This is a genomic window from Pseudomonas sp. 10(2024) (assembly GCF_045164175.1).
Lineage (GTDB): Bacteria > Pseudomonadota > Gammaproteobacteria > Pseudomonadales > Pseudomonadaceae > Aquipseudomonas > Aquipseudomonas alloputida.
Genome location: NZ_CP174006.1, coordinates 3991335 through 4013030, shown reverse-complemented (window position 1 = coordinate 4013030; position 21696 = coordinate 3991335). Strand labels below are relative to the sequence as shown.

Sequence of the window (21696 nt, the reverse complement as noted above, 5' to 3'; positions counted from 1 at the left end):
GCAGCAGGGATGTTTCTCAGTGAGTTGTATCGATACCCGGTGAAATCTGCGCAGGCGCAAAGCCTGAAGGCATCACCGGTGGGGTTGCTGGGGTTGCAAGGCGACCGGCGCTGGATGGTGGTCGAGGAAGAAAACGGACGCTTCCTGACCCAGCGTGCCTGGCCACAACTTGGCCAGATCGACGCGAGCGATGACGACAGCGGCCAGTTGCTGCTGCAAGCCCCTGGACAGGCGCCGTTGCGGGTGCCTGTACCGCCTGCCGATGACGCCCTGCGCGGTGTGACGATCTGGCGCGATACCCTGCGTGTGCCGGACGCTGGCGATGCCGCGGCGGCCTGGTTGAGTGAGTTGCTGGGCAAAGCCGTACGCCTGGTGCATTGCCCGGAGCAGCGTGCGCGTTACCTGCCCAATGGTTACGGCTTCAACAGTGACCGTGCGGCGTTTCCGGATGGTTTCCCCTTGCTGCTGATTGGGCAGGGTTCGCTGGACGAGCTTAACCGGCGTATTGGCCGGCCCATGTCGATGCGGCGCTTTCGGCCCAACCTGGTGGTGCAGGGCGCGGAGCCGTTTGCCGAGGATGGCTGGAAGCGGATTCGCATCGGCAGCTTGGCGTTTCGCGTGCTCAAGCCCAGTGTGCGGTGCATCTTCACGACCATCGATCCAGCCACCGGGGAGCGTAGCGCTGACCGTGAGCCGATGGCTACGCTGAAGACTTTCCGCGAAAAAGAAGGCGACGTGCTGTTCGGCCAGAACCTGGCTGTGGATGGCAGTGGGTGGCTGGAGGTTGGGATGGAAGTAGAAATCCTGGAATAGGTGTGTTGCCTGTGCCGGCCTCTTCGCGGGTGAACCCGCTCCTACAACGACCGCGTAACCCTTGTAGGAGCGGGTTCACCCGCGAAGAGGCCGGTACAGGCTCAACAGCAATCACATGTCATCGAAATACCGTTCATGCCAATCCACCAATGGCTGCGGTGAATTCAGCTTCTGCCCGTAGATCACCGAATACGACAGCACGTTCTGTACATACTGGCGCGTTTCGTCGAACGGGATCGACTCCACCCATACATCGAAGCTCAGGTGCTTGGCCCCTTTGAGCCACTGTCGCACGCGCCCGGGCCCGGCGTTGTAGGCTGCCGAAGCCAGCACCCGGTTGCCGTTGAACTGGCTGTGTACCTGGCTCAGGTAGGCCGCACCCAGCTGGATGTTCTTGTCCGGGTTCAGCACTTGCGCCGGTGAGGCCAGCGGGATGCTGAACTTGCGTGCGGTTTCCTTGGCGGTGGCCGGCATCAGCTGCATCAGGCCGCTGGCGCCCACGGGTGAGCGTGCGTCCTCCATGAAGGCGCTTTCCTGGCGAGTGATGGCGAATACCCAGCTCGAATGCAGGCCGCGAACCTTGGCTTCACGCACCAGCGTGTCGCGGTGGGCCATGGGGAAGCGGATGTCCAGGTCGTCCCAGTACCGGGCCTGGCTGATGGTGCGGATGGCCGGGAAGTACCAGCGCAGCTCATAGCCCAGGCGTGCCTGCGCAACCATCTCGTCACGGGTGAAGTGGCGGCTGACGTGGTACCACTCACGGCGGCCGTCGACGATCTGACCGCGGGCGTGAAATTCCAGTGCGCGCTGGATGCCGGGCGTGTTGCGGACCTTCTTGACCAGTTGTGGGCTCAGCAGCAGCGGCTTGTTGTTCAGCTGGTACGGTGTCTGTGCCCGGTCGGCGGCGAGGAAGCCATAGAAGTCACGCTCACGCGCTGCGGCCTTGTAAAGCAGCGGGACCTGCGGATTGTTTGGCTGTGCCAGCTCCAGGCTGCGAGCCTGCCAGTACTTCCAGCGGCTGGTGCTGGCCAGGTCCTGGGGAAGGCGCTTGGTCAGCTCGTAGGCGTCCTCCCAACGGCCCAGGCGCAGCAGCAGGCGAAGGCGCCATTCGCTGACGGTGTTGTCACGCAGCTGGGGGTCATAGCGGGTCATCAGGTCGAGCGCGCGTGGGTCGTAGCGGCGTGCGAGGGTCAGGCCGATTTCGCGGGCGATGGCCACCTTTTCGTCACCCGAGAAGTGCATGCGCTGGGCGTAATCGTCGAGCAGTGCCATGGCCCGCTCGGGGTTCTGCCGGGCCAGGCGACGAAGGCCGAGGCTGACCACGTCGGACATGGCCTCGTTGACCGGGGTAAAGCGCGACGGCTGGTTGAGCAGCTCGGGCTTCTGCGCGACGTCGATCAGCAGGCGCCCCTGCGGGCCGAGGGTGGTCAGGGTCTTGACCAGGGTGTTGGCCAAGCCGTAGTTGCGCGCCTGGGCTGCCAGCTTGGTGCGTTCCCAGCGCTTGGCCTCGGTCAGCTGGCCTTCGGCTGCCCACATGGCGAACAGCGTGTCGCAGGCGGCAGGTTGCGATTTGCCGACGTTCCACAGTTTGTCGGCGGTGGCGTAACCTTCGGCGCGCAGGCCGTGGCTGAGCTGGTATTGGCCGTTGAGGCAGTCCAGTTCGGTGAAGTTGAGCTTGGGGTCGTAGTACTTGACGAAGGTATCCCACTCGCCGCGTTCGGCCAGCCAGCGCAACCAGCGCAGTTTCATCCAGTTGGCCTGGGGCAGGTCGCCATGCTTGGCCAGGAAACCTTCGATTTCCTGGTTGCTGGCGCTTTTCAGGCGGGCGGTGAGTTCGTCGTAGGCCAGGTAGGGCGTCAACGGGTAGTCGCTCAAGGCCTGGGCATAGCGCAGGTACGGGCCTTTGTCGCCTTTGGCCAGCGCTCGCTTGGCCTCGTCATAGTACTGGCGTTGCAGGGTCAGGTCGGTGGCCTGCGCCGCGCTGGTGGCAGCGGTAAGCAGCAGGCAGGATGCGATATGTAACAGGCGGCTGCGCATGATACGTCCGGGCAGTTGAACCATGGGAAGTGTCGGCGGAGCCAGCACTGTTGAAAGCTATTGCCTTAGCTTAGCTGTTTGCCGGCAGTGGGTGAAAGCACTGTGCTTGTATCGGGATATTAAGTTCGACCAGATGTCGCCAGGTGCCCACCGGTTGGCCTGGCGGATGCCGTCGGGGGCCAAGTCAGGTAGAATGCGCGCCCGATTTATGGAGACGAACATGACCCTGCTCAAATTCAGCGATGTGTCCCTCGCATTCGGCGCCATGCCGCTGCTGGACAAAGTGTCCTGGCAGATCGCTCGTGGCGAGCGGGTGTGCATCATCGGCCGCAACGGCACCGGCAAGTCGAGCATGCTGCGCCTGGTCAAGGGCGAGCAGAAGGGCGACGACGGCGAAATCTGGCGTGCCCCTGGCCTGAAGATCGGTGAGTTGCCACAGGAGCTGCCGGTGGCCGACGAGCGCACGGTGTTCGACGTGGTAGCCGCTGGTCTGGACGGCGTGGGCGAGTTGCTGGCGCAGTTCCACCACCTGAGCATGAACATCCAGGGCGATGAAGACCTGGAAAAACTCATGCACGTCCAGCACGAGCTGGAAGCCCGCGACGGCTGGCGCCTGCAGCAGGTGGTGGAAAGCACACTCAGCCGCCTGCAGCTGCCGGCCGACAAGACCCTGGCCGAGCTGTCCGGTGGCTGGCGCCGCCGCGTACTGCTGGCCCAGGCGCTGGTGTCCGAGCCTGACCTGCTGCTGCTCGACGAACCGACCAACCACCTGGACATCGGTGCCATCGCCTGGCTTGAAGAGGCCCTGCGTGGCTTCAACGGCGCGGTATTGTTCATTACCCACGACCGTTCGTTCCTGCAGAACCTGGCCACCCGTATCCTCGAACTGGACCGCGGCGGCCTGATCGACTGGAACGGTGACTATGCCAGCTTCCTGGTGCACAAGGAGGCCGCACTGGCCGCCGAAGAAACCGCCAACGCGCTGTTCGACAAGCGCCTGGCCCAGGAAGAAGTGTGGATCCGCCAGGGCATCAAGGCCCGCCGTACCCGCAACGAAGGCCGCGTGCGTGCACTGAAGGCCCTGCGTGTGGAGCGTGGCGAGCGCCGTGAACGACAGGGCAAGGCCAACATCCAGATCGAAGCCGCGGACAAATCCGGCAAGCAGGTGATGGTGTTGGAGAATGTCAGCTTCCATCACGCGGACGGCCCCCTGCTGGTCAAGGACTTTTCCATGGTCCTGCAGCGGCAGGATCGCATCGGTCTGCTGGGCGCAAACGGCACTGGCAAGACCACGTTGCTCAAGATGATGCTGGGCGACCTTGAGCCCACTGCGGGCAAAGTGGAGCGCGGCACCAAGCTTGAGGTGGCCTATTTCGACCAGATGCGCCACCAGCTCGACCTGGAAAAGACCGTGATCGACAACCTGGCCGAAGGCCGTGATTTCATCGAGATCGATGGCCAGAACCGCCACGTGCTGAGCTACCTGGGCGATTTCCTGTTCAGTCCCCAGCGTGCGCGCACGCCGGTCAAGGCGCTGTCAGGTGGTGAGCGTGCGCGGCTGCTGCTGGCCAAGCTGTTCAGCAAGCCGGCCAACCTGCTGGTGCTCGACGAACCGACCAACGACCTGGACGTGGAAACCCTCGAGCTTCTGGAAGAGGTGCTGTCCAACTACAAGGGCACCGTGCTGATGGTCAGCCACGACCGGGCCTTCCTCGACAACGTCGTGACCAGCACCCTGGTGTTCGAAGGCGAGGGCAAGGTGCGTGAGTATGTGGGCGGCTACGAGGACTGGATTCGCCAGGGCGGCTCGCCGAAGCTGCTGGGCGTGACCGAGAGCAAGGGCGGTAAGTCTGCGCTCAACAGCGCGGTGGTGGAGAAGGTCGAGGCCAAGCCTGAGCCTGTTGCGGCGCCGGTGGTGGAAGAAGCTTCGAAGAAGAAGCTCAGCTACAAGCTGCAGCGTGAGCTGGAGATGCTGCCGGGGCAGATCGATGAGCTGGAGCAGCGTATGGCTGAAGCCCAGGAAGAAGTGAATGCGGCGGGCTTCTATCAGCGGCCGATTGCAGAAACTTCGGCGGTGCTGGCGCGGATCGAGAAGCTGCAGGGCGAGCTGGATGTCTTGGTAGAGCGCTGGGCTGAGCTGGAAGGCTGATGGGCGTTAGCCTGTTCCGGCCTCTTCGCGGGTAAAGCCGCACCTACAGGGGGTGCCATACCCTTGTATGTGCGGGCTTGCCCGCGAAGAGGCCGGTTCAGGTCCAGTCAATCCTTCTTCAGCAAGCGTACCGCCAGCACGTCACACGGCGCACCGTGCAGCACATCGTTGGCCGTGGAGCCCAGCAGCAATGCCAGGCCGTGACGGCCATGGCTGCCGACCACGATCAAGTCGCACTTCTGGTCCTTGGCCAACTGGTGGATTTCCTGGCGAGGCTGGCCGTAGGTCAGGTGCGAGTCGCCGCGGTTGATTTCCGGGTATTTGTTGAACAGCCGGTCCATGCGCTCCTTGGCCTGGTCGAACTGCTGCTGTTGCAGCTGCGACAGGTCCATCGGTACGTCACCGCCGAAGGCCATGGCCATCGGCTCGACGATGTGCACCAGGGATACCTTGGCTTTCGAAGGCTCTGCCAGCGCCATGGCGCGCTTGATCACCGGGTCGCATTCTTCGGTCAGGTCGACGGCGACCAACAAATGTTCGTATTGCATGAGCGGTACTCCTGACAATCGCGATAGAAGAAGTATGGTCGCTTTAGGGCGGGTCTACCGTGAAAAATGGCTAACCAGCTCATTTGCAACGCTTTATGGGAACTACTGATATGACGGTATTGCTGGTGGTGTCAATCCTTGCGCTGATTCTCAGTCCGCTTTCCTGGCTGCGCAGCTCGCGCAAGCAGAGCGAGCAGATGAAGTTGCGCCTGGAGGCGCGGCGCATGGGTTTGGCCATGCAGCTGGCGCCGCAGCAGTGGCCGCACTGGCTGGAAAAGGAGCCGCCAAGCCCTTGCCCGCAGTATCACCGAGCCCGGCGCCGTGGGCATGAGGACAGCTTCAGCTTCTGGCAGGTCAGCCCCGGGGTGTGGTGGAACCAGTGGCGCGAACCCTGCGAAGACCCACGCTTCATGGGCGCCTTGTCGCGTTTGCCGGCGAGTGTGTACAAGGTCGAGGCCGATGCGCGGATGATTGCCCTGTACTGGACCGAGCGCGGCGATACTGCTGTGTTGCAGGATGTTGCCTACGCACTCGAAACCTTGGCTTGAGCGCCGCCCATACGCGGCCTCTGTAGGCGAGGAGACACTTGCGAACACCGGCAGAGTCGGTGCCAAACTGCGCGGTGCCTGCTTCGCGGGTAAACCCGCTCCTACCGGGGCATCCAGGCTGGTCAATCTGTGCTGTAACGACAAAGCGGCGGCTCGGCATAACCCTGAAGGGGTGGGGTGCCAAGTCGCCGCTTTGCGTTCTGCTGCGCAGAAAAGGCCAGGCAGGCCGGGTTATTCATTCAAGCAAGTGCCAGTGTAGTCGCCTTGGCTCTTCGCGCAAGCGCAAAGCAATCAGCCGATGCTTGTGGTCAATCGCTGACATGAATGACCGGCGATCACTGTCATCATGTTTTGTACCCGGACGATAGAAAATGACTGGAAAGTCGCGTTTTCGCCGTGCTCGTGAGCATTTGACAACGCCCATCTTTTCGGAGAATGTGTGCACACCCAAATCAAACGGGCGTATGAATTGAGCGTTTGTATGTCATGACGCCAAGCCATACTTCCGACTAGCGCGCTGACGGGTGTGCCTGGGGCAAGGCAGCTTAGGCCTGCTTCTGCTGCAGCGATCGGCGTGTACAGTTCAGCTTCCATATCGTGGAGATCAGTTGATGATTTACGAAGGTAAAGCCATCACGGTTAAGGCTCTTGAAAGTGGCATCGTCGAGCTCAAGTTCGACCTCAAGGGTGAGTCCGTCAACAAGTTCAACCGCCTTACCCTGAACGAGCTGCGCCAGGCCGTCGATGCCATCCGGGCCGATGCTTCGGTCAAGGGCGTGATCGTCAGCAGTGGCAAGGACGTGTTCATCGTCGGCGCCGACATCACCGAGTTCGTCGACAACTTCAAGCTGCCTGAGGCCGAACTGGTCGCTGGCAACCTGGAAGCCAATCGCATCTTCAACGCCTTCGAAGACCTCGAAGTGCCGACCGTTGCCGCCATCAACGGCATCGCGCTGGGCGGCGGCCTGGAAATGTGCCTGGCGGCCGACTACCGGGTCATGTCTACCAGCGCCAGGATCGGCCTGCCGGAAGTCAAGCTGGGTATCTACCCGGGCTTCGGCGGTACCGTGCGCCTGCCGCGCCTGATCGGCTCGGACAACGCCATCGAGTGGATCGCCGCCGGCAAGGAAAACCGTGCCGAAGATGCCCTGAAAGTGGGGGCCGTCGACGCCGTGGTCGCCCCTGAGCTGCTGCTGGCCGGTGCCCTCGACCTGATCAAGCGTGCCATCAGTGGCGAGCTGGACTACAAGGCCAAGCGCCAGCCGAAGCTGGAAAAGCTCAAGCTCAATGCCATCGAGCAGATGATGGCCTTCGAGACTGCCAAGGGCTTCGTCGCTGGCCAGGCCGGCCCGAACTACCCGGCCCCGGTCGAAGCGATCAAGAGCATCCAGAAAGCCGCCAACTTCGGTCGCGACAAGGCCCTGGAAGTCGAAGCAGCAGGCTTTGCCAAGCTGGCCAAGACCTCGGTCGCCGAGAGCCTGATCGGCTTGTTCCTCAACGATCAGGAACTCAAGCGCAAGGCCAAGGCGCATGACGAGATCGCCCACGACGTGAAGCAGGCCGCCGTGCTCGGCGCCGGCATCATGGGCGGCGGTATCGCCTACCAGTCGGCGGTCAAAGGTACGCCGATCCTGATGAAGGACATCCGCGAGGAAGCCATTCAGCTGGGTCTGAACGAGGCCTCCAAGCTGCTTGGCAACCGCGTCGAGAAGGGCCGCCTGACCCCGGCCAAGATGGCCGAGGCCCTCAACGCCATTCGCCCGACCCTGTCCTATGGCGATTTCGCCAATGTCGACATCGTCGTCGAGGCTGTGGTCGAGAACCCGAAGGTCAAGCAAGCGGTACTGGCGGAAGTGGAAGGTCAGGTGAAGGACGATGCGATCCTCGCTTCCAACACCTCGACCATCTCCATCAACCTGCTGGCCAAGGCGCTCAAGCGCCCGGAAAACTTCGTCGGCATGCACTTCTTCAACCCGGTGCACATGATGCCGCTGGTTGAAGTGATCCGTGGCGAGAAGTCCAGTGAAGTGGCGGTCGCCACCACCGTGGCCTACGCCAAGAAAATGGGCAAGAACCCGATCGTGGTCAACGACTGCCCGGGCTTTTTGGTCAACCGCGTGCTGTTCCCTTACTTCGGCGGTTTCGCCAGGCTGGTCAGCGCCGGTGTCGATTTTGTGCGCATCGACAAGGTCATGGAAAAGTTCGGCTGGCCGATGGGCCCGGCCTACCTGATGGACGTGGTCGGCATCGACACCGGTCACCATGGCCGCGATGTGATGGCCGAAGGTTTCCCGGACCGCATGAAGGACGAGCGTCGCTCGGCCGTTGATGCGCTGTACGAGGCCAACCGCCTGGGCCAGAAGAACGGCAAGGGCTTCTACGCCTACGAAACCGACAAGCGTGGCAAGCCGAAGAAGGTCTTCGATGCCACCGTGCTTGACGTGCTCAAGCCTATCGTGTTCGAGCAGCGTGAAGTGACCGACGAAGACATCATCAACTGGATGATGGTCCCGCTGTGCCTTGAGACCGTGCGTTGCCTGGAAGACGGCATCGTCGAAACCGCCGCCGAAGCTGACATGGGCTTGGTCTACGGCATTGGTTTCCCTCCCTTCCGCGGTGGTGCGCTGCGTTACATCGACTCGATCGGTGTGGCCGAATTCGTTGCCCTGGCCGATCAGTACGCCGACCTGGGGCCGCTGTACCACCCGACCGCCAAGCTGCGTGAAATGGCCAAGAACGGCCAGCGCTTCTTCAACTGAGCGGTCAACGAGCTAGAGCGAGAGATTTGATATGAGCCTGAATCCAAGAGACGTGGTGATTGTCGACTTCGGTCGCACGCCAATGGGCCGCTCCAAGGGTGGCATGCACCGCAATACCCGCGCTGAAGACATGTCGGCGCACCTGATCAGCAAACTGCTGGAGCGCAACGGCAAGGTCGACCCGAAAGAAGTCGAGGACGTGATCTGGGGCTGCGTCAACCAGACCCTGGAGCAGGGCTGGAACATCGCCCGCATGGCTTCGCTGATGACCCCGATCCCGCACACCTCGGCGGCGCAGACCGTCAGCCGCCTGTGCGGCTCGTCCATGAGCGCCCTGCACACGGCTGCCCAGGCGATCATGACCGGTAACGGTGATGTGTTCGTGGTGGGTGGCGTGGAGCACATGGGCCACGTCAGCATGATGCACGGCGTCGACCCCAACCCGCACCTGTCCTTGCATGCCGCCAAGGCTTCCGGGATGATGGGCCTGACTGCAGAAATGCTCGGCAAGATGCACGGCATCACCCGTGAGCAGCAGGACCTGTTCGGCTTGCGCTCGCACCAGCTGGCCCACAAGGCCACGGTCGAAGGCAAGTTCAAGGATGAGATCATCCCGATGCAGGGCTACGACGAGAACGGCTTCCTGAAGGTGTTCGATTTCGACGAAACCATTCGCCCGGAAACCACCCTCGAAGGCCTGGCGTCGCTCAAGCCTGCGTTCAACCCGAAAGGCGGCACAGTCACGGCCGGTACCTCGTCGCAGATCACCGACGGCGCCTCGTGCATGATCGTCATGTCCGGTCAGCGTGCCATGGACCTGGGTATCCAGCCATTGGCGGTGATCCGTTCGATGGCAGTGGCCGGTGTCGACCCGGCAATCATGGGCTACGGCCCGGTGCCATCGACCCAGAAAGCCCTCAAGCGTGCGGGCTTGACCATGGCCGATATCGACTTCATCGAGCTCAATGAAGCCTTCGCTGCACAGGCCCTGCCCGTGCTGAAAGACTTGAAAGTGCTCGACAAGATGGATGAGAAGGTTAACCTGCACGGCGGCGCCATTGCTTTGGGCCACCCGTTCGGTTGCTCCGGGGCGCGGATTTCCGGCACCCTGCTCAACGTCATGAAGCAAAATGGCGGTACGCTGGGTGTTGCGACCATGTGCGTCGGCCTGGGCCAAGGTATCACCACTGTCTTCGAACGCGTCTGATCGCGTAGCGGGACAGCAGCCGGGGCCTTGTGCCCCGGTTTTGTTTTTTTCAGGTTTTATTCAGGAGGTGTGCAACATGCAGATACAACCAGGCGTATACCGGCATTACAAAGGGCCTGAGTACCGTGTCTTCAGTGTTGCGCGGCACACCGAAACCGAAGAGTGGATGGTGTTCTACCAATGCCTGTATGGTGATTACAGCTTCTGGGTACGTCCCCTGTCGATGTTCCAGGAGTCCGTCGAATTTGACGGCGAGCAGGTGCCACGCTTTGCTTTGGTCAAGGCCGAAGAGGGGCTGCCCGGGTTGCTGGGCAAGTCGCACGCGTGATCGTCCGAGCTTGACCTCACACTTTTGCCACTATATATAGCGGTGCCGCGTCTGGCACTTGGCGCGTTTTTTATCTTCAGATTCAGGAATACTCCGATCCATGGGCAAATCGCTGGTCATTGTGGAATCCCCGGCCAAGGCCAAGACCATCAACAAGTACCTGGGCAACCAGTACGTGGTGAAGTCGAGTATCGGCCATATCCGAGACCTCCCCACCAGCGGTTCGGCCAGCGCGAGCAAAGAGCCGGCCGCCAAGCGTGGCAAGGCTGCGGGTGAGGCGCCGGCGCTTTCGCCGAAAGAGAAGGCCCGCCGCCAGCTGGTGGCGCGCATGGGCGTCGACCCCGACCATGGCTGGAAGGCCAAGTACGAGATCCTGCCTGGCAAGGAAAAGGTGATCGAAGAGCTGCGCCGCCTGGCCAAGGATGCCGACACCATCTATCTCGCAACCGACTTGGACCGCGAAGGGGAAGCCATTGCCTGGCACCTGCGCGAGGCCATCGGGGGTGACGACACCCGCTACAAGCGCGTGGTGTTCAACGAAATTACCAAGAAGGCCATTCAGGAAGCGTTCTCGCAGCCAGGCGAGCTGGACATCGACCGGGTCAACGCCCAGCAGGCGCGGCGTTTCCTCGACCGCGTGGTCGGTTACATGGTTTCGCCGCTGCTGTGGGCCAAGATTGCCCGCGGTCTGTCCGCTGGCCGTGTGCAGTCGGTAGCGGTAAAGCTTGTGGTAGAGCGCGAGCGTGAGATCCGCGCGTTCATCCCGGAAGAGTACTGGGAGATCCACGCCGACCTCGGCACTGCCAAGAACGCCAAGGTGCGTTTCGAGGTGGCGCGCGAGAAGGGCGAGGCCTTCAAGCCGCTGAACGAAGCTCAGGCCATGGCTGCGCTGGAAAAGCTCAAGGCTTCCAGCTACAGCGTGGTCAAGCGCGAAGACCGCCCGACCAGCAGCAAGCCATCGGCACCGTTCATTACGTCCACCTTGCAGCAAGCGGCCAGTAACCGCCTGGGCTTCGGTGTGAAGAAAACCATGATGATGGCCCAGCGCTTGTACGAAGCTGGTTACATCACCTACATGCGTACCGACTCGACCAACCTGTCGGCTGACGCCCTGGATATGGCACGCAGCTACATCGAGCGGGAGTTCGGCAAGCAGTACCTGCCGGAGGCGCCACTGGTTTACGGCAGCAAGGAGGGCGCCCAGGAGGCGCACGAAGCGATTCGGCCTTCTGACGTGAATACCCACCCGACCAAGCTCAGCGGCATGGAGCGTGACGCCGAGCGCCTGTACGAGCTGATCTGGCGCCAGTTCCTGGCGTGCCAGATGCCGCCAGCGCAGTACCTGTCCACCAGCGTTACCGTCGCGGCCGGCGATTTCGAGCTGCGTGCCAAGGGCCGCATCCTCAAGTTCGACGGTTACACCCGTGTGCTGCCACAGCAGAGCAAGCCCGGCGAAGACGACGTGCTGCCAGAGATGGTGCAGGGTGAAGCACTCAAGCTGATCCAGATCGACCCGAGCCAGCACTTCACCAAGCCACCTGCACGCTTTACCGAAGCCAGCCTGGTCAAGGAAATGGAAAAGCGCGGCATTGGCCGCCCATCGACCTACGCGGCGATCATTTCCACCATCCAGGACCGTGGCTATGTGACGCTGCACAACCGCCGCTTCTACTCCGAGAAGATGGGCGACATCGTCACCGAGCGTTTGTCGGAGAGCTTCTCCAACCTGATGGACTACGGCTTTACCGCCGACATGGAAGAGAACCTCGACGACGTGGCCCAGGGCGAGCGTGACTGGAAGAACGTGCTCGACGAGTTCTACGGCGATTTCAGCAAAAAGCTGCAGACTGCCGAGTCCAGCGAAGACGGCATGCGCGCCAACCAGCCGACCATGACCAACATTCCGTGCAAGGAATGTGGTCGGCCGATGATGATTCGCACCGCTTCTACGGGTGTGTTCCTGGGTTGCTCTGGCTACAGCCTGCCGCCGAAAGAGCGCTGCAAGGCTACCGTCAACCTGGTGCCGGGCGACGAGATTGCCGCTGACGACGAGGGCGAGTCGGAATCGCGCGTGTTGCTGGGCAAGCACCGTTGCCCGATCTGCGCCACGGCGATGGACGCCTACCTGCTGGACGAGAAACACAAGCTGCACATCTGCGGTAACAACCCGGATTGCGCCGGTTACGAGATCGAAGAAGGCAACTACCGCATCAAGGGTTACGAAGGGCCGAGCCTGGAGTGCGACAAGTGCGGTAGCGAGATGCAATTGAAGACCGGCCGTTTCGGCAAGTTCTTCGGCTGCACCAACCCGGCGTGCAAGAACACCCGCAAGCTGCTCAAGAGCGGCGAGGCGGCGCCACCGAAGATGGACAAGGTGGACATGCCGGAGCTCAAGTGCGAGAAGGTCGACGATACCTACGTGCTGCGCGACGGTGCTTCCGGGTTGTTCCTGGCTGCCAGCCAGTTCCCCAAGAACCGCGAAACCCGTGCGCCGCTGGTGCTGGAGATTGTGCCGCACAAGCATGAGATCGACCCGAAGTACCACTTCCTGTGCGATGCGCCGCAGAAAGACCCGGATGGCCGCCCGGCGGTGATCCGCTACAGCCGCAAGACCAAGGAGCAGTATGTGCAGTCCGAGGTCGATGGCAAGCCGACCGGCTGGAAGGCGTTCTACGACGGCAATGCCTGGAAGGTTGAAGACAAGCGCTGATCCATCGGTGCTGTGATCTGGGGCCGCTTTGCGCCCCTTCGCAGGTTTGCCCGCTCCCACAGGTATCGCGCCGCCCTTGAATGTGGCGCTGTACTGGTGGGGGCGGGCAAGCCCGCGAAGGGGCGCAAAGCGGCCCCAATCATTTATGATGCAGATATCCGCCTTGTAGCCTTATGGGAGGGCACTGAAATGGCCCAGGAACTCTACACCCGTACCAACCAGAAACTGTTCTTCGCCGGCCTCGCCCTCGAGTCCATGGCCAAGGCTGAACAAAGCCAGGCCATGAATGCCCAAGGTCTGGTCCAGGCTGAGCGCGAGTCGGCGCTGTTCCACCTGTATGGCGCTCTGTTGGGCCTGTGCCATGAGATCGGGGGCTTTTACCGCCTGCCGGTCGTCGCAACGGTGGAGCAAGCCCTGGCCGACGATGCCCTGAACGGTATCGCCATCCCGGAAGTGGCCGAGTTGCTGGAGCTGGCCCGCCAGCGGGAAACCTGGCTGGCGCAAATGCTCGGTGCTTATGCCGATTTGTTCCGACCACCGGTCGCCAGAAAAGCGCCGAAAACCGACGTTACCCAGCCCCTGATTCAAGCTGTCAATCTTGATGAGCCTGAGCATCCAGCGCTGTCGCGTGCCGAGCTGGAAAGCTGGCGCAATGACCTTAAAAGTTTGGTGAGACGTTTCCGTGACGCGTTGAGTGAGTGCTGATAGCCGCAACGGCTGGTACACTAATCGCCTTTCGCGGAGAACTGCCATTTATGTCTACGTCTTTTCTGGAAATTGTCGAGTTGCCTGACGGCCGCATCGAACTTCGTCGCGCCGAGGATGAGGGCTCTCTGGTAACCCTGGATTTCTCGGAAGACGCCAAGGTGTTCCTGCAGGGTCAGCATGTGGAAGTGGCCAAGGCCATGCTCAGTGTGGGCGTGCAGATGGCCGGTCGCCTGATGGATGGCGAGCTCGAGCGTGATGAAGGGCCGCGTGTGCTGCACTGAGTGTGCAGCAGCGTATCAGGCTATTTGAAGTGACAGGCAAAGCCTGAACATCAGCCGAGGCGGATGTTCAGGCTTTGTGCGTTTCCGGCACTGGCTGCACGTAGCAGTTGCTGGCGTGCAGTGGCATTGACGTTGCCCAGCCAGCTCACCACGGTGTGGCTGAGGCCCAGGCGCAAAGCCTCACAGGCCAGTTGCAGCGCGCTTTGATTGCTGCGGGGTTGCAGCAGCAGAATACGTTCACGGTTGAGCCCGGCATCGCGCAGCCAGGCCTGGGTCAGGCTTGGCGGTGGGGCGATCAGGGTCAGCCAGCGGGCCTCGTCCTCTTCGCTCAGTTCGCGCAGCACGGGTGCCAGCAGGCTTTGGCAGTGGCCAGGGGCGCCGCGCAGCGACAGTTCGCTGAACAGCTCGGGCTGGCTGCTCTTGCGCGCCGGTTCCCTGGCTTTCAGGCCTGGCAGCACGGGCTGGGCGAGGAATGCTTCGAACAGGGGCAACTGGGCTTGCTCGGGTGCGTGAATGAACTGCTGCATGACGCCTCCTGGATCAGCGGCGAATGACGCCGACGCTCAAGCCCTCGATCACCAGTTCCTGTTCTTTCAGGTCGACTTCGATGGGGGCGAATTCGGGGTTTTCGGCAAGCAGCCAGACTTTGCTGCCTTCGCGCTTGAAGCGCTTGACGGTGACTTCGTCACCGATGCGCGCCACAACGATCTGGCCGTTGCGGGCTTCACGGCAGGTGTGCACAGCCAGCAGGTCACCGTCGAAGATGCCGACGTCCTTCATGCTCATGCCGTGTACGCGCAGCAAATAGTCGGCTTGGGGGTGGAAGAAGGCAGGGTTGATGTTGCAGGATTGCTCGATGTGCTGTTCGGCAAGAATCGGCGCACCGGCAGCGACCCGGCCGATGATGGGTAGGCCGGCTTCTTCGGCCTTGGCTTCCAGGCCAGGGATGCGGATGCCGCGGGATGCGCCCGGCGTCATTTCGATCGCGCCCTTGCGGGCAAGGGCCTTGAGGTGCTCCTCGGCGGCATTGGGCGACTTGAAGCCCAGCTCCTGAGCAATCTCGGCGCGTGTAGGCGGGAAGCCGTTGTCTTCCAGGCAGCGCTTGATGAACGCGAGAATTTCGGCTTGGCGTGGCGTCAGTTTCAACATGGTAAGCGCTCTGTCTTTTTGTACAGTGACTGGAATTATATACAGTACTGGGTGCGCTGCAAGCCAAAAGGCGCAATAAACAGAAGAGGTGGCGCTTGCAGTGGGCCGGCTGGCGCTTTTAAATGGCGACCGCCCAGTCACCGAGCCTTGACAGAAGCAGGGCTGAAACGTATGTTTCAAACACCTGTTTGTCTGGCGGAGTAGTCGGAGTAGTCATGGCCCAATCGGAAACCGTTGAACGCATTCTCGACGCTGCCGAGCAGCTGTTCGCGGAAAGGGGGTTCGCCGAAACCTCGTTGCGGCTGATTACCAGCAAGGCCGGGGTCAACCTGGCGGCAGTCAACTATCATTTCGGCTCCAAGAAGGCGCTGATCCAGGCCGTTTTCTCGCGTTTCCTCGGCCCATTCTGCGCCAGTCTGGAGCGTGAGCTGGAGCGCCGCCAGGCCAAGCCGGAGCACAAGCCCAGCCTCGAAGAACTGCTGGAAATGCTCGTAGAGCAGGCGCTGGCCGTGCAGCCGCGCAGCAACAACGACCTGTCGATCTTCATGCGCCTGCTGGGCCTGGCGTTCAGCCAGAGCCAGGGTCACCTGCGGCGCTATCTGGAAGACATGTACGGCAAGGTGTTCCGCCGCTACATGCTGCTGGTGAACGAGGCTGCGCCACGCATTCCGCCACTGGAACTGTTCTGGCGTGTGCACTTCATGCTGGGTGCCGCGGCCTTCAGCATGTCCGGTATCAAGGCCCTGCGGGCGATTGCCGAGACCGACTTCGGCATCAACACCTCGATCGAGCAAGTGATGCGCCTGATGGTGCCGTTCCTGGCGGCAGGCATGCGCGCTGACAGCGGTGTGACCGACGAGGCGATGGCCACTGCGCAGCTGCGCCCGCGCACAAAGACCGGTTCGGCTACCGCCAAGGCCTGAAGGCTGGGCGCGGCGGGGCGCTTCCGCTAAGCTAGCGCCCATGCCCGATTTCGATCTACTTCGCATCTCCCTTGCTGACCAGTGCCTGTATGGCTTCGCCTGTGGCCAACGGCGCGTGTCTGCCGGTGTCTGCTGCCCCCCGGTGGGCCTCTCTCTGTCTTCAATGAAGGATTACCCATGACTGTCAGCCTGCAAGGCTCCCTGATGGTGGATATCGCCGGTAAATGGCTGACCGCCGAAGACCGTCAACTGCTTCGCCAGCCGGAAGTGGCTGGCCTGATCATCTTCGCCCGCAATATCGACAACCCGCGCCAGGTGCGCGAACTGTGCGCGTCCATCCGCGCCATTCGCCCTGATCTGATCCTGGCAGTGGACCAGGAAGGCGGGCGCGTACAGCGTCTGCGCCAGGGCTTTGTGCGCCTGCCAGCCATGCGTGCGCTGGCCGATAACGACAATGCCGAGTACCTGGCTGAGCAGTGCGGCTGGCTGATGGCGACCGAGGTGCTGGCGGTTGGCCTGGACCTCAGCTTCGCTCCGGTGCTCGACCTGGACCACCAGCGTAGCGCCGTGGTGGGCAGCCGCGCGTTCGAGGGTGACCCGCTGCTTGCAACGCGCCTGGCCGGCGCGTTCATCCGTGGCATGAATGCGGCGGGTATGGCTGCCTGTGGCAAGCATTTCCCGGGGCATGGCTGGGCCGAAGCCGATTCGCACGTGGCCATCCCCACTGATGAACGCAGCCTGGAACAACTGCGCCAGGCCGACCTGGTGCCGTTTACCCGCCTGAGTGGGCAGCTGGCGGCAGTGATGCCAGCGCATGTCATCTACCCGCAGGTTGACAACCAGCCCGCTGGCTTCTCGCGGCGTTGGTTGCAGGACATCCTGCGTGGCGAGCTGGGCTTTGACGGGGTGATCTTCAGTGATGACCTGTCGATGGCCGGTGCGCATGTGGTGGGCGATGCAGCCAGCCGTATCGAAGCGGCGCTGAGCGCCGGTTGTGATATGGGCCTAGTGTGCAATGACCGGGCGGCGGCGGAGCTGGCGCTGAGTGCAGCGCAGCGCATGAAGGTCAAGCCGTCGCCGCGGATTGCGCGGATGCGTGGGCAAGGGTTTGCGCGAACCGATTATCGCCAGCAGCCGCGCTGGCTGGAGGCGTTGGGGGCGTTGAAGGAAGCTCAGCTGGTCGATTGACTGCGCGGGCCTGTTCGTTCCCACAAGTCGGGTTTACCTGCGAATACGGTAGCGGCGGCAACGGTGAACGGCGGGTGGAGATTGGCCAGCAGGACCGGCCCTTTCGCGGGTAAACCCGCTCCTACACGCGGCCTGTGCCCAACCCCCGACCTGTGTCCACCCCTGATCCGTTGTAGGAGCGGGTTTACCCGCGAATACGATAGCGGCGGCAACGGTGAGCGGCAGGTGGAAATTGGCCAGCAGGCCCGGCCCATTCGCGGGTAAACCCGCTCCTACACGCGGCCTGTGCCCAACCACCGACCTGTGTCCACCCCTGATCCGTTGTAGGAGCGGGTTTACCCGCGAATACGGTAGCGGCGGCAACGGTGAGCGGCAGGTGGAGATTGGCCAGCAGGGCCGGCCCATTCGCGGGTGAACCCGCTCCTACGCTCTATCCCCCTTTGGCCTACCGCCCGCGTTTTCCAGGCAATGGCGCAAACAGGGCCTCGATTTCTTCATCGCCAAGCCGCCATTGCCCAGCCTGCCCGCCGTCCAGCAGGCTGGCGGCCAATGCTGCCTTTTCCTGCTGCAACAACTGGATCTTCTCTTCCACCGTACCCCGGGTAATCAGCTTGAACACGAACACCGGCTTGTCCTGGCCGATGCGGTAGGCACGGTCGGTAGCCTGGTTTTCGCTGGCCGGGTTCCACCAGGGGTCGAAGTGGATCACGGTGTCCGCCGCCGTCAGGTTCAAGCCTACGCCCCCAGCCTTGAGGCTGATCAGGAACACTTCGCTTTCACCTTGCTGGAACTGCTGCACTGGTGTGCGACGGTCGCGAGTGTCGCCGGTCAGCAGGCTGTAGCGGATTTTGCGCTTCTCAAGCTCCTGCTCGATCAGTGCCAGCATCGAGGTGAACTGTGAGAACAACAACACCCGGCGCCCTTCGCTGAGCAGTTCTTCGAGCATTTCCAGCAGCGCACCCAGCTTGCCCTTGTCGGCCTGGTTGCCTTTGCTTTCTACCCCCTTGACCAGGCGCAGGTCACAGCACACCTGGCGCAGCTTGAGCAACGCATCGAGGATCACGATCTGGCTGCGTGCGGCGCCATTGCGGGCGATTTCGTCGCGGACCTTCTGGTCCATGGCCACTCGCACGGCTTCATACGTATCGCGCTGGGCATCACTGAGCTCGACCCAGTGCACCATTTCGGTCTTGGCCGGCAGTTCTGTGGCCACCTGCTCCTTGGTGCGGCGCAGCAGGAACGGCCGGATGCGGCTGGCCAGGTGGGCCATGCGCTCGCTGTCACCGTGGCGTTCGATCGGGTTGCGGTAATCCTGGTTGAAGCGCTTCAGGTCGCCCAGCCAGCCGGGCATCAGGAAGTGGAAGATCGACCACAGTTCGCCCAGGTTGTTTTCCATCGGCGTGCCGGTCAGGCACAAACGCTGCCCGGCCTGTAGCTCGCAGACGGCGAGGGCAGCCTTGCTGCTGCTGCTCTTGATGTTTTGCGCCTCGTCCAGTATCAGCACGTGCCAGGCATGGGGGCGCAGCTGTTCTAGGTCGCGCGGCATCAGGGCGTAAGTGGTCAGGACCAGATCGTACTCATGCAGCTTGGTGAAGTGCTTGCTGCGCCCCGGTCCATGCAGTGCCAGGACGCGCAGGTCGGGGGCGAAGCGCTGGGCTTCGTCCAGCCAGTTGGGTATAAGGCTGGTCGGCATGACTGCCAGGGCCGGTGCGCTCAGGCGCCCGGACTGTTTCTCCAGCAGCAGATGGGCCAAGGCCTGCAGGGTCTTTCCCAGGCCCATGTCGTCGCCGAGGATGCCGCCGGTACCCATCTCGCGCAGGGCCTGCAGCCAGTTCAGGCCTTGCTGCTGATAGGGACGCAAGCTGGCCTGCAGCCCAGTGGGCGGTTCTACCTGCAGGTCGCGGGCATCGCGCAGGCGGCGGCCCAGGTCGCGTACGTGCTCGCCACCTTCCCAGTGCAGTGGCAGGCCTTCGATTTCGTTCAGGCGCGCGGCGTCGGCACGCTCCATGCGCAGGGACGGGCCTGCCGTGTCCTCGTGCAGGTACAGCTCGCCCAGGGTGCCCATGACTGCCTTGATGCGCCCGTAGGGCAGGGCGACGCGCAAAGCCGGGGCATCGAGACGGCCGCGGTTGAGGTCGATCAACAGGTGTTCATCGTCACTGCGCCGGGCCAGTTCGCTGGGGCGTAGCAGCTCCGGGCTGCTGCGCAGCAGGTGCAACACGATCGGCAGCAGGCTGTGGCGCTGGCCATCGACCACGATGCCTAATTCCAGGTCGAACCATTCATGGCCGGGCGCTTCGTCGATGGTTGCATACCAGTCGTCCACCTCCTGCAGGTTGAAGGCGAAGTCGCGGTGAATGTCGATGTCCCAGCCGGCTTCGCGCAGGCGCGGCAGGCCCTCGCGGGCAAAGCGCAGCCAGGCTTCGTCGTCAGGCAACTGGTACATTTCGCCGGCGCTGTCGGGTAGGGCCTTGCTCTGCCGTGTAGCGGGTTTGAAGCCGAAATCGCGCAGCATCTGGCGCAGCGTCTGCTCGGCTTGAGGCTGGCGGCGAATGCGCTGGCTGGTGCTGCCTGCCAGGCGGGTCAGCGGCTTTTCGTCGGTACCGCTGGCCTGCAAGCCGTCATAATCGAACGCCAATGCGGCGCGATGTTGCATCTGCCGTTGCATGCGACCGGTTTTTGGCATGTAGGCGGTGTATTCAAGGCTGCCGAGAGCAAGAAGGGGCTTGGGCTGGATGTTATCGAGCAACTGCTCCTGCACTTGCGTCGGGGTCGGCACCTTGTGGCTGAGGGCATTAAGCTTGTGGCTCAGGGGTACGACCAGGTGTTCCGGTACATCGGGTGCAATAGTCAGCTGCACGGCGACGTGCGGATCCAGGCTGTGCTCGACCTTGCCCACTTCACGGGTCGGCAGGTCCAGGTAGTAAAGCGGCAGCAGCGGGATAACGCAGCGCAGCATCGCTTCGCCGCTGTACCACCGTCCCCGGTAATTGCCGTTGTCCAGGCGTACCCAGCGAAACTCGGCGTGGCGCACCGGGCCTTCATGAAGCAGGGGGAGGTCGGTACCGAAGAACATCCGCCCGGTTTCGAGGGCGCGCTGGAATAGCTCGCCACCTTCATGGCCCTTCAGTCGGTAGCCGCGATCCTGGCCGCCGCCCTGATTCAAGGCCGAGAGCAGGCGCAGAATGCGGATGTCTTCGTCTGTTACGAAGCGCGGTGGCTCGTAGAGAAAATCGTAAAGGGACTGGACGCGGCTGAAGCGGATGCCGTCCTCCGTCCGCGTGCCCTTGCGCACGAGCAGGGCGCAGCCGGCATCGTCGGTAAGCTGCAGCTGATAGCACACCATGCGCCCACGCTTGTCCTCGGTAGCGTCGGCTTTGGGCGGGGCCTGCTCCAGGCCGCTCAACCAGTGCTGCAATTCGGCAGACAAGGCGCCCGGGTTGGCTTGCGTGTCCTTACTGCTGGAAAATCGCTCGCTGACGCAGAAAAGGACAGCGGCGCAATGCTTGCAGTTTTGCCGTACAGGGCAATCGCAGTCACCGCGCACATGGCAGCGGCCGCCCGCTACGTGCAATTTGATGTGTTGCCGGTAGTGGTTGCTGCCGCTCCCTTGGCAACTGGCCGTTATGGTTGGCCCATGAATGCCTTCCAGTTCGGCCCTGCCTTCCTCGGCATAGCGCTCACCGCGCTGCAGGGCAGCTTTGCTGAACGATTGAATCCAGTTCGGATAGGCGTTCACCATTTCGGCGGCATCGTCCTTCATGGGCTTACTGCTCCATCATCTCCGGGTCCATCACCGGCATTTTCGGCGTGCCTGGTGGGGTCACCTTCAGCAGCACCGCCAGGTGCCCGCCGTCGAGAAAGGTCAGCTGGCCGCCCTTGACGTTGCTGTTGCTTTGCCTGAACTGCTCGCTTTGCAGCACGTTGCCGTTGCCATCCAGCTGGTTGACCCAGAAGTTGGCCTCGACGGTGATGAAGCGGCCTTCAGCGATGCTCAGGTTGCCTTCGATAGGGAAGTGCCCGAACTGTTCGGTGCCTTCGCCCAGGGCGATGCGGCTGGGTTCGCTGCCCACCTGCTGTTGCCAGGCCTTGTGCATCAGCACCGTGTAGTCGGCGGTGGCTTCCAGGCGGGTGGCTTCATCTTCCAGTGCTGGGGGGCGCTCGGCATCTTTCGCCAGGCGTGGGGCGCCAGCGCTCCAGTCTTCGGGGGCGAACGGGCTGGTGAAGGCGGGCACGCTGTTCTGCCGCACCAGAATCATTTCTACCTGATACAGGCCTTCGGCGAAGGCAGCTGGGGCGAACAGCGCCAGCAGCAGGGTCAGGCAACGGATGGCACGCATGAGTCTTC

The 21696-nt window shown here is 62.5% G+C and carries 17 protein-coding genes; 11 read left to right on the top strand and 6 right to left on the bottom strand.

Translation table 11 applies throughout. The features are described 5' to 3' along the window. The first annotated feature begins 9 nt into the window (after positions 1-9). Positions 10-813 carry an MOSC domain-containing protein gene (locus ACI7M0_RS18215; RefSeq protein WP_129933320.1) on the top strand — a complete coding sequence of 268 codons (804 nt, stop codon included), beginning with the start codon at positions 10-12 and terminating at the stop codon, positions 811-813. A 111-nt stretch (positions 814-924) separates the two neighbouring features. Here the strand turns inward: ACI7M0_RS18215 and ACI7M0_RS18210 are convergent, their stop codons facing one another. Then, on the bottom strand, positions 925-2850 hold the full coding sequence (locus ACI7M0_RS18210) for a transglycosylase SLT domain-containing protein (RefSeq protein WP_129933321.1): 1926 nt from the start codon (positions 2848-2850) through the stop codon (positions 925-927). A gap of 220 nt (positions 2851-3070) precedes the next feature. Here ACI7M0_RS18210 and ACI7M0_RS18205 point away from each other — a divergent pair, with 220 nt between their 5' ends. Next, a complete protein-coding gene (locus ACI7M0_RS18205; protein WP_014591783.1) occupies positions 3071-4999 on the top strand; it encodes an ATP-binding cassette domain-containing protein in 1929 nt (642 codons plus the stop codon). A gap of 107 nt (positions 5000-5106) precedes the next feature. Here ACI7M0_RS18205 and ACI7M0_RS18200 read toward each other — a convergent pair whose 3' ends face one another. Beyond that, a complete protein-coding gene (locus tag ACI7M0_RS18200) occupies positions 5107-5547 on the bottom strand; it encodes a universal stress protein (RefSeq protein ID WP_014591782.1) in 441 nt (146 codons plus the stop codon). A gap of 110 nt (positions 5548-5657) precedes the next feature. Between ACI7M0_RS18200 and ACI7M0_RS18195 the strand changes: the two genes are divergently transcribed. The 7 genes from ACI7M0_RS18195 (at position 5658) to ACI7M0_RS18165 (ending at position 14088) form a co-directional block, all read left to right on the top strand. Next, a complete protein-coding gene (locus tag ACI7M0_RS18195; RefSeq protein WP_003248762.1) occupies positions 5658-6095 on the top strand; it encodes a hypothetical protein in 438 nt (145 codons plus the stop codon). Between the two features lie 611 nt (positions 6096-6706). Continuing rightward, positions 6707-8854, top strand: coding sequence for a fatty acid oxidation complex subunit alpha FadB (fadB, locus tag ACI7M0_RS18190; RefSeq protein ID WP_020192584.1), 2148 nt, complete (start codon positions 6707-6709; stop codon positions 8852-8854). Positions 8855-8885: 31 nt separating this feature from the next. Continuing rightward, the gene (gene fadA, locus ACI7M0_RS18185) at positions 8886-10061 is read left to right on the top strand and encodes an acetyl-CoA C-acyltransferase FadA (RefSeq protein ID WP_010953128.1); all 1176 of its coding nucleotides are present in this window, start codon (positions 8886-8888) and stop codon (positions 10059-10061) included. A gap of 76 nt (positions 10062-10137) precedes the next feature. Beyond that, positions 10138-10389 carry a DUF1653 domain-containing protein gene (locus ACI7M0_RS18180; protein WP_129933323.1) on the top strand — a complete coding sequence of 84 codons (252 nt, stop codon included), beginning with the start codon at positions 10138-10140 and terminating at the stop codon, positions 10387-10389. A gap of 100 nt (positions 10390-10489) precedes the next feature. Then, positions 10490-13099 (top strand): type I DNA topoisomerase, encoded by a 2610-nt coding sequence (gene topA / locus ACI7M0_RS18175; RefSeq protein WP_129933324.1) that lies wholly within the window; start codon positions 10490-10492, stop codon positions 13097-13099. Between the two features lie 189 nt (positions 13100-13288). Beyond that, entirely contained in the window at positions 13289-13804 is a 516-nt protein-coding gene (locus ACI7M0_RS18170; protein WP_003248773.1) for a DUF6586 family protein, read from the top strand. Positions 13805-13854: 50 nt separating this feature from the next. After that, positions 13855-14088 carry a hypothetical protein gene (locus tag ACI7M0_RS18165; RefSeq protein ID WP_003248777.1) on the top strand — a complete coding sequence of 78 codons (234 nt, stop codon included), beginning with the start codon at positions 13855-13857 and terminating at the stop codon, positions 14086-14088. A gap of 50 nt (positions 14089-14138) precedes the next feature. On the opposite strand, the gene sulA is transcribed toward ACI7M0_RS18165, so the two are convergent. Together sulA and lexA are read right to left on the bottom strand one after the other, a co-directional pair. Beyond that, entirely contained in the window at positions 14139-14615 is a 477-nt protein-coding gene (gene sulA, locus ACI7M0_RS18160) for an SOS-induced cell division inhibitor SulA (protein ID WP_104962209.1), read from the bottom strand. Between the two features lie 13 nt (positions 14616-14628). Then, positions 14629-15237, bottom strand: coding sequence for a transcriptional repressor LexA (gene lexA / locus ACI7M0_RS18155; protein ID WP_010953131.1), 609 nt, complete (start codon positions 15235-15237; stop codon positions 14629-14631). A gap of 215 nt (positions 15238-15452) precedes the next feature. Here lexA and ACI7M0_RS18150 point away from each other — a divergent pair, with 215 nt between their 5' ends. Together ACI7M0_RS18150 and nagZ are read left to right on the top strand one after the other, a co-directional pair. After that, positions 15453-16160 (top strand): TetR/AcrR family transcriptional regulator, encoded by a 708-nt coding sequence (locus tag ACI7M0_RS18150; protein WP_010953132.1) that lies wholly within the window; start codon positions 15453-15455, stop codon positions 16158-16160. 189 nt (positions 16161-16349) lie between these two features. Beyond that, a complete protein-coding gene (gene nagZ, locus ACI7M0_RS18145) occupies positions 16350-17348 on the top strand; it encodes a beta-N-acetylhexosaminidase (RefSeq protein ID WP_177413613.1) in 999 nt (332 codons plus the stop codon). 445 nt (positions 17349-17793) lie between these two features. Here nagZ and ACI7M0_RS18140 read toward each other — a convergent pair whose 3' ends face one another. Both ACI7M0_RS18140 and ACI7M0_RS18135 read right to left on the bottom strand, forming a co-directional pair. Beyond that, entirely contained in the window at positions 17794-21111 is a 3318-nt protein-coding gene (locus ACI7M0_RS18140) for a DEAD/DEAH box helicase (RefSeq protein ID WP_129933464.1), read from the bottom strand. Positions 21112-21115: 4 nt separating this feature from the next. Further along, the gene (locus ACI7M0_RS18135) at positions 21116-21688 is read right to left on the bottom strand and encodes a CsiV family protein (protein ID WP_014859658.1); all 573 of its coding nucleotides are present in this window, start codon (positions 21686-21688) and stop codon (positions 21116-21118) included. Between the last annotated feature and the right edge of the window lie 8 nt (positions 21689-21696).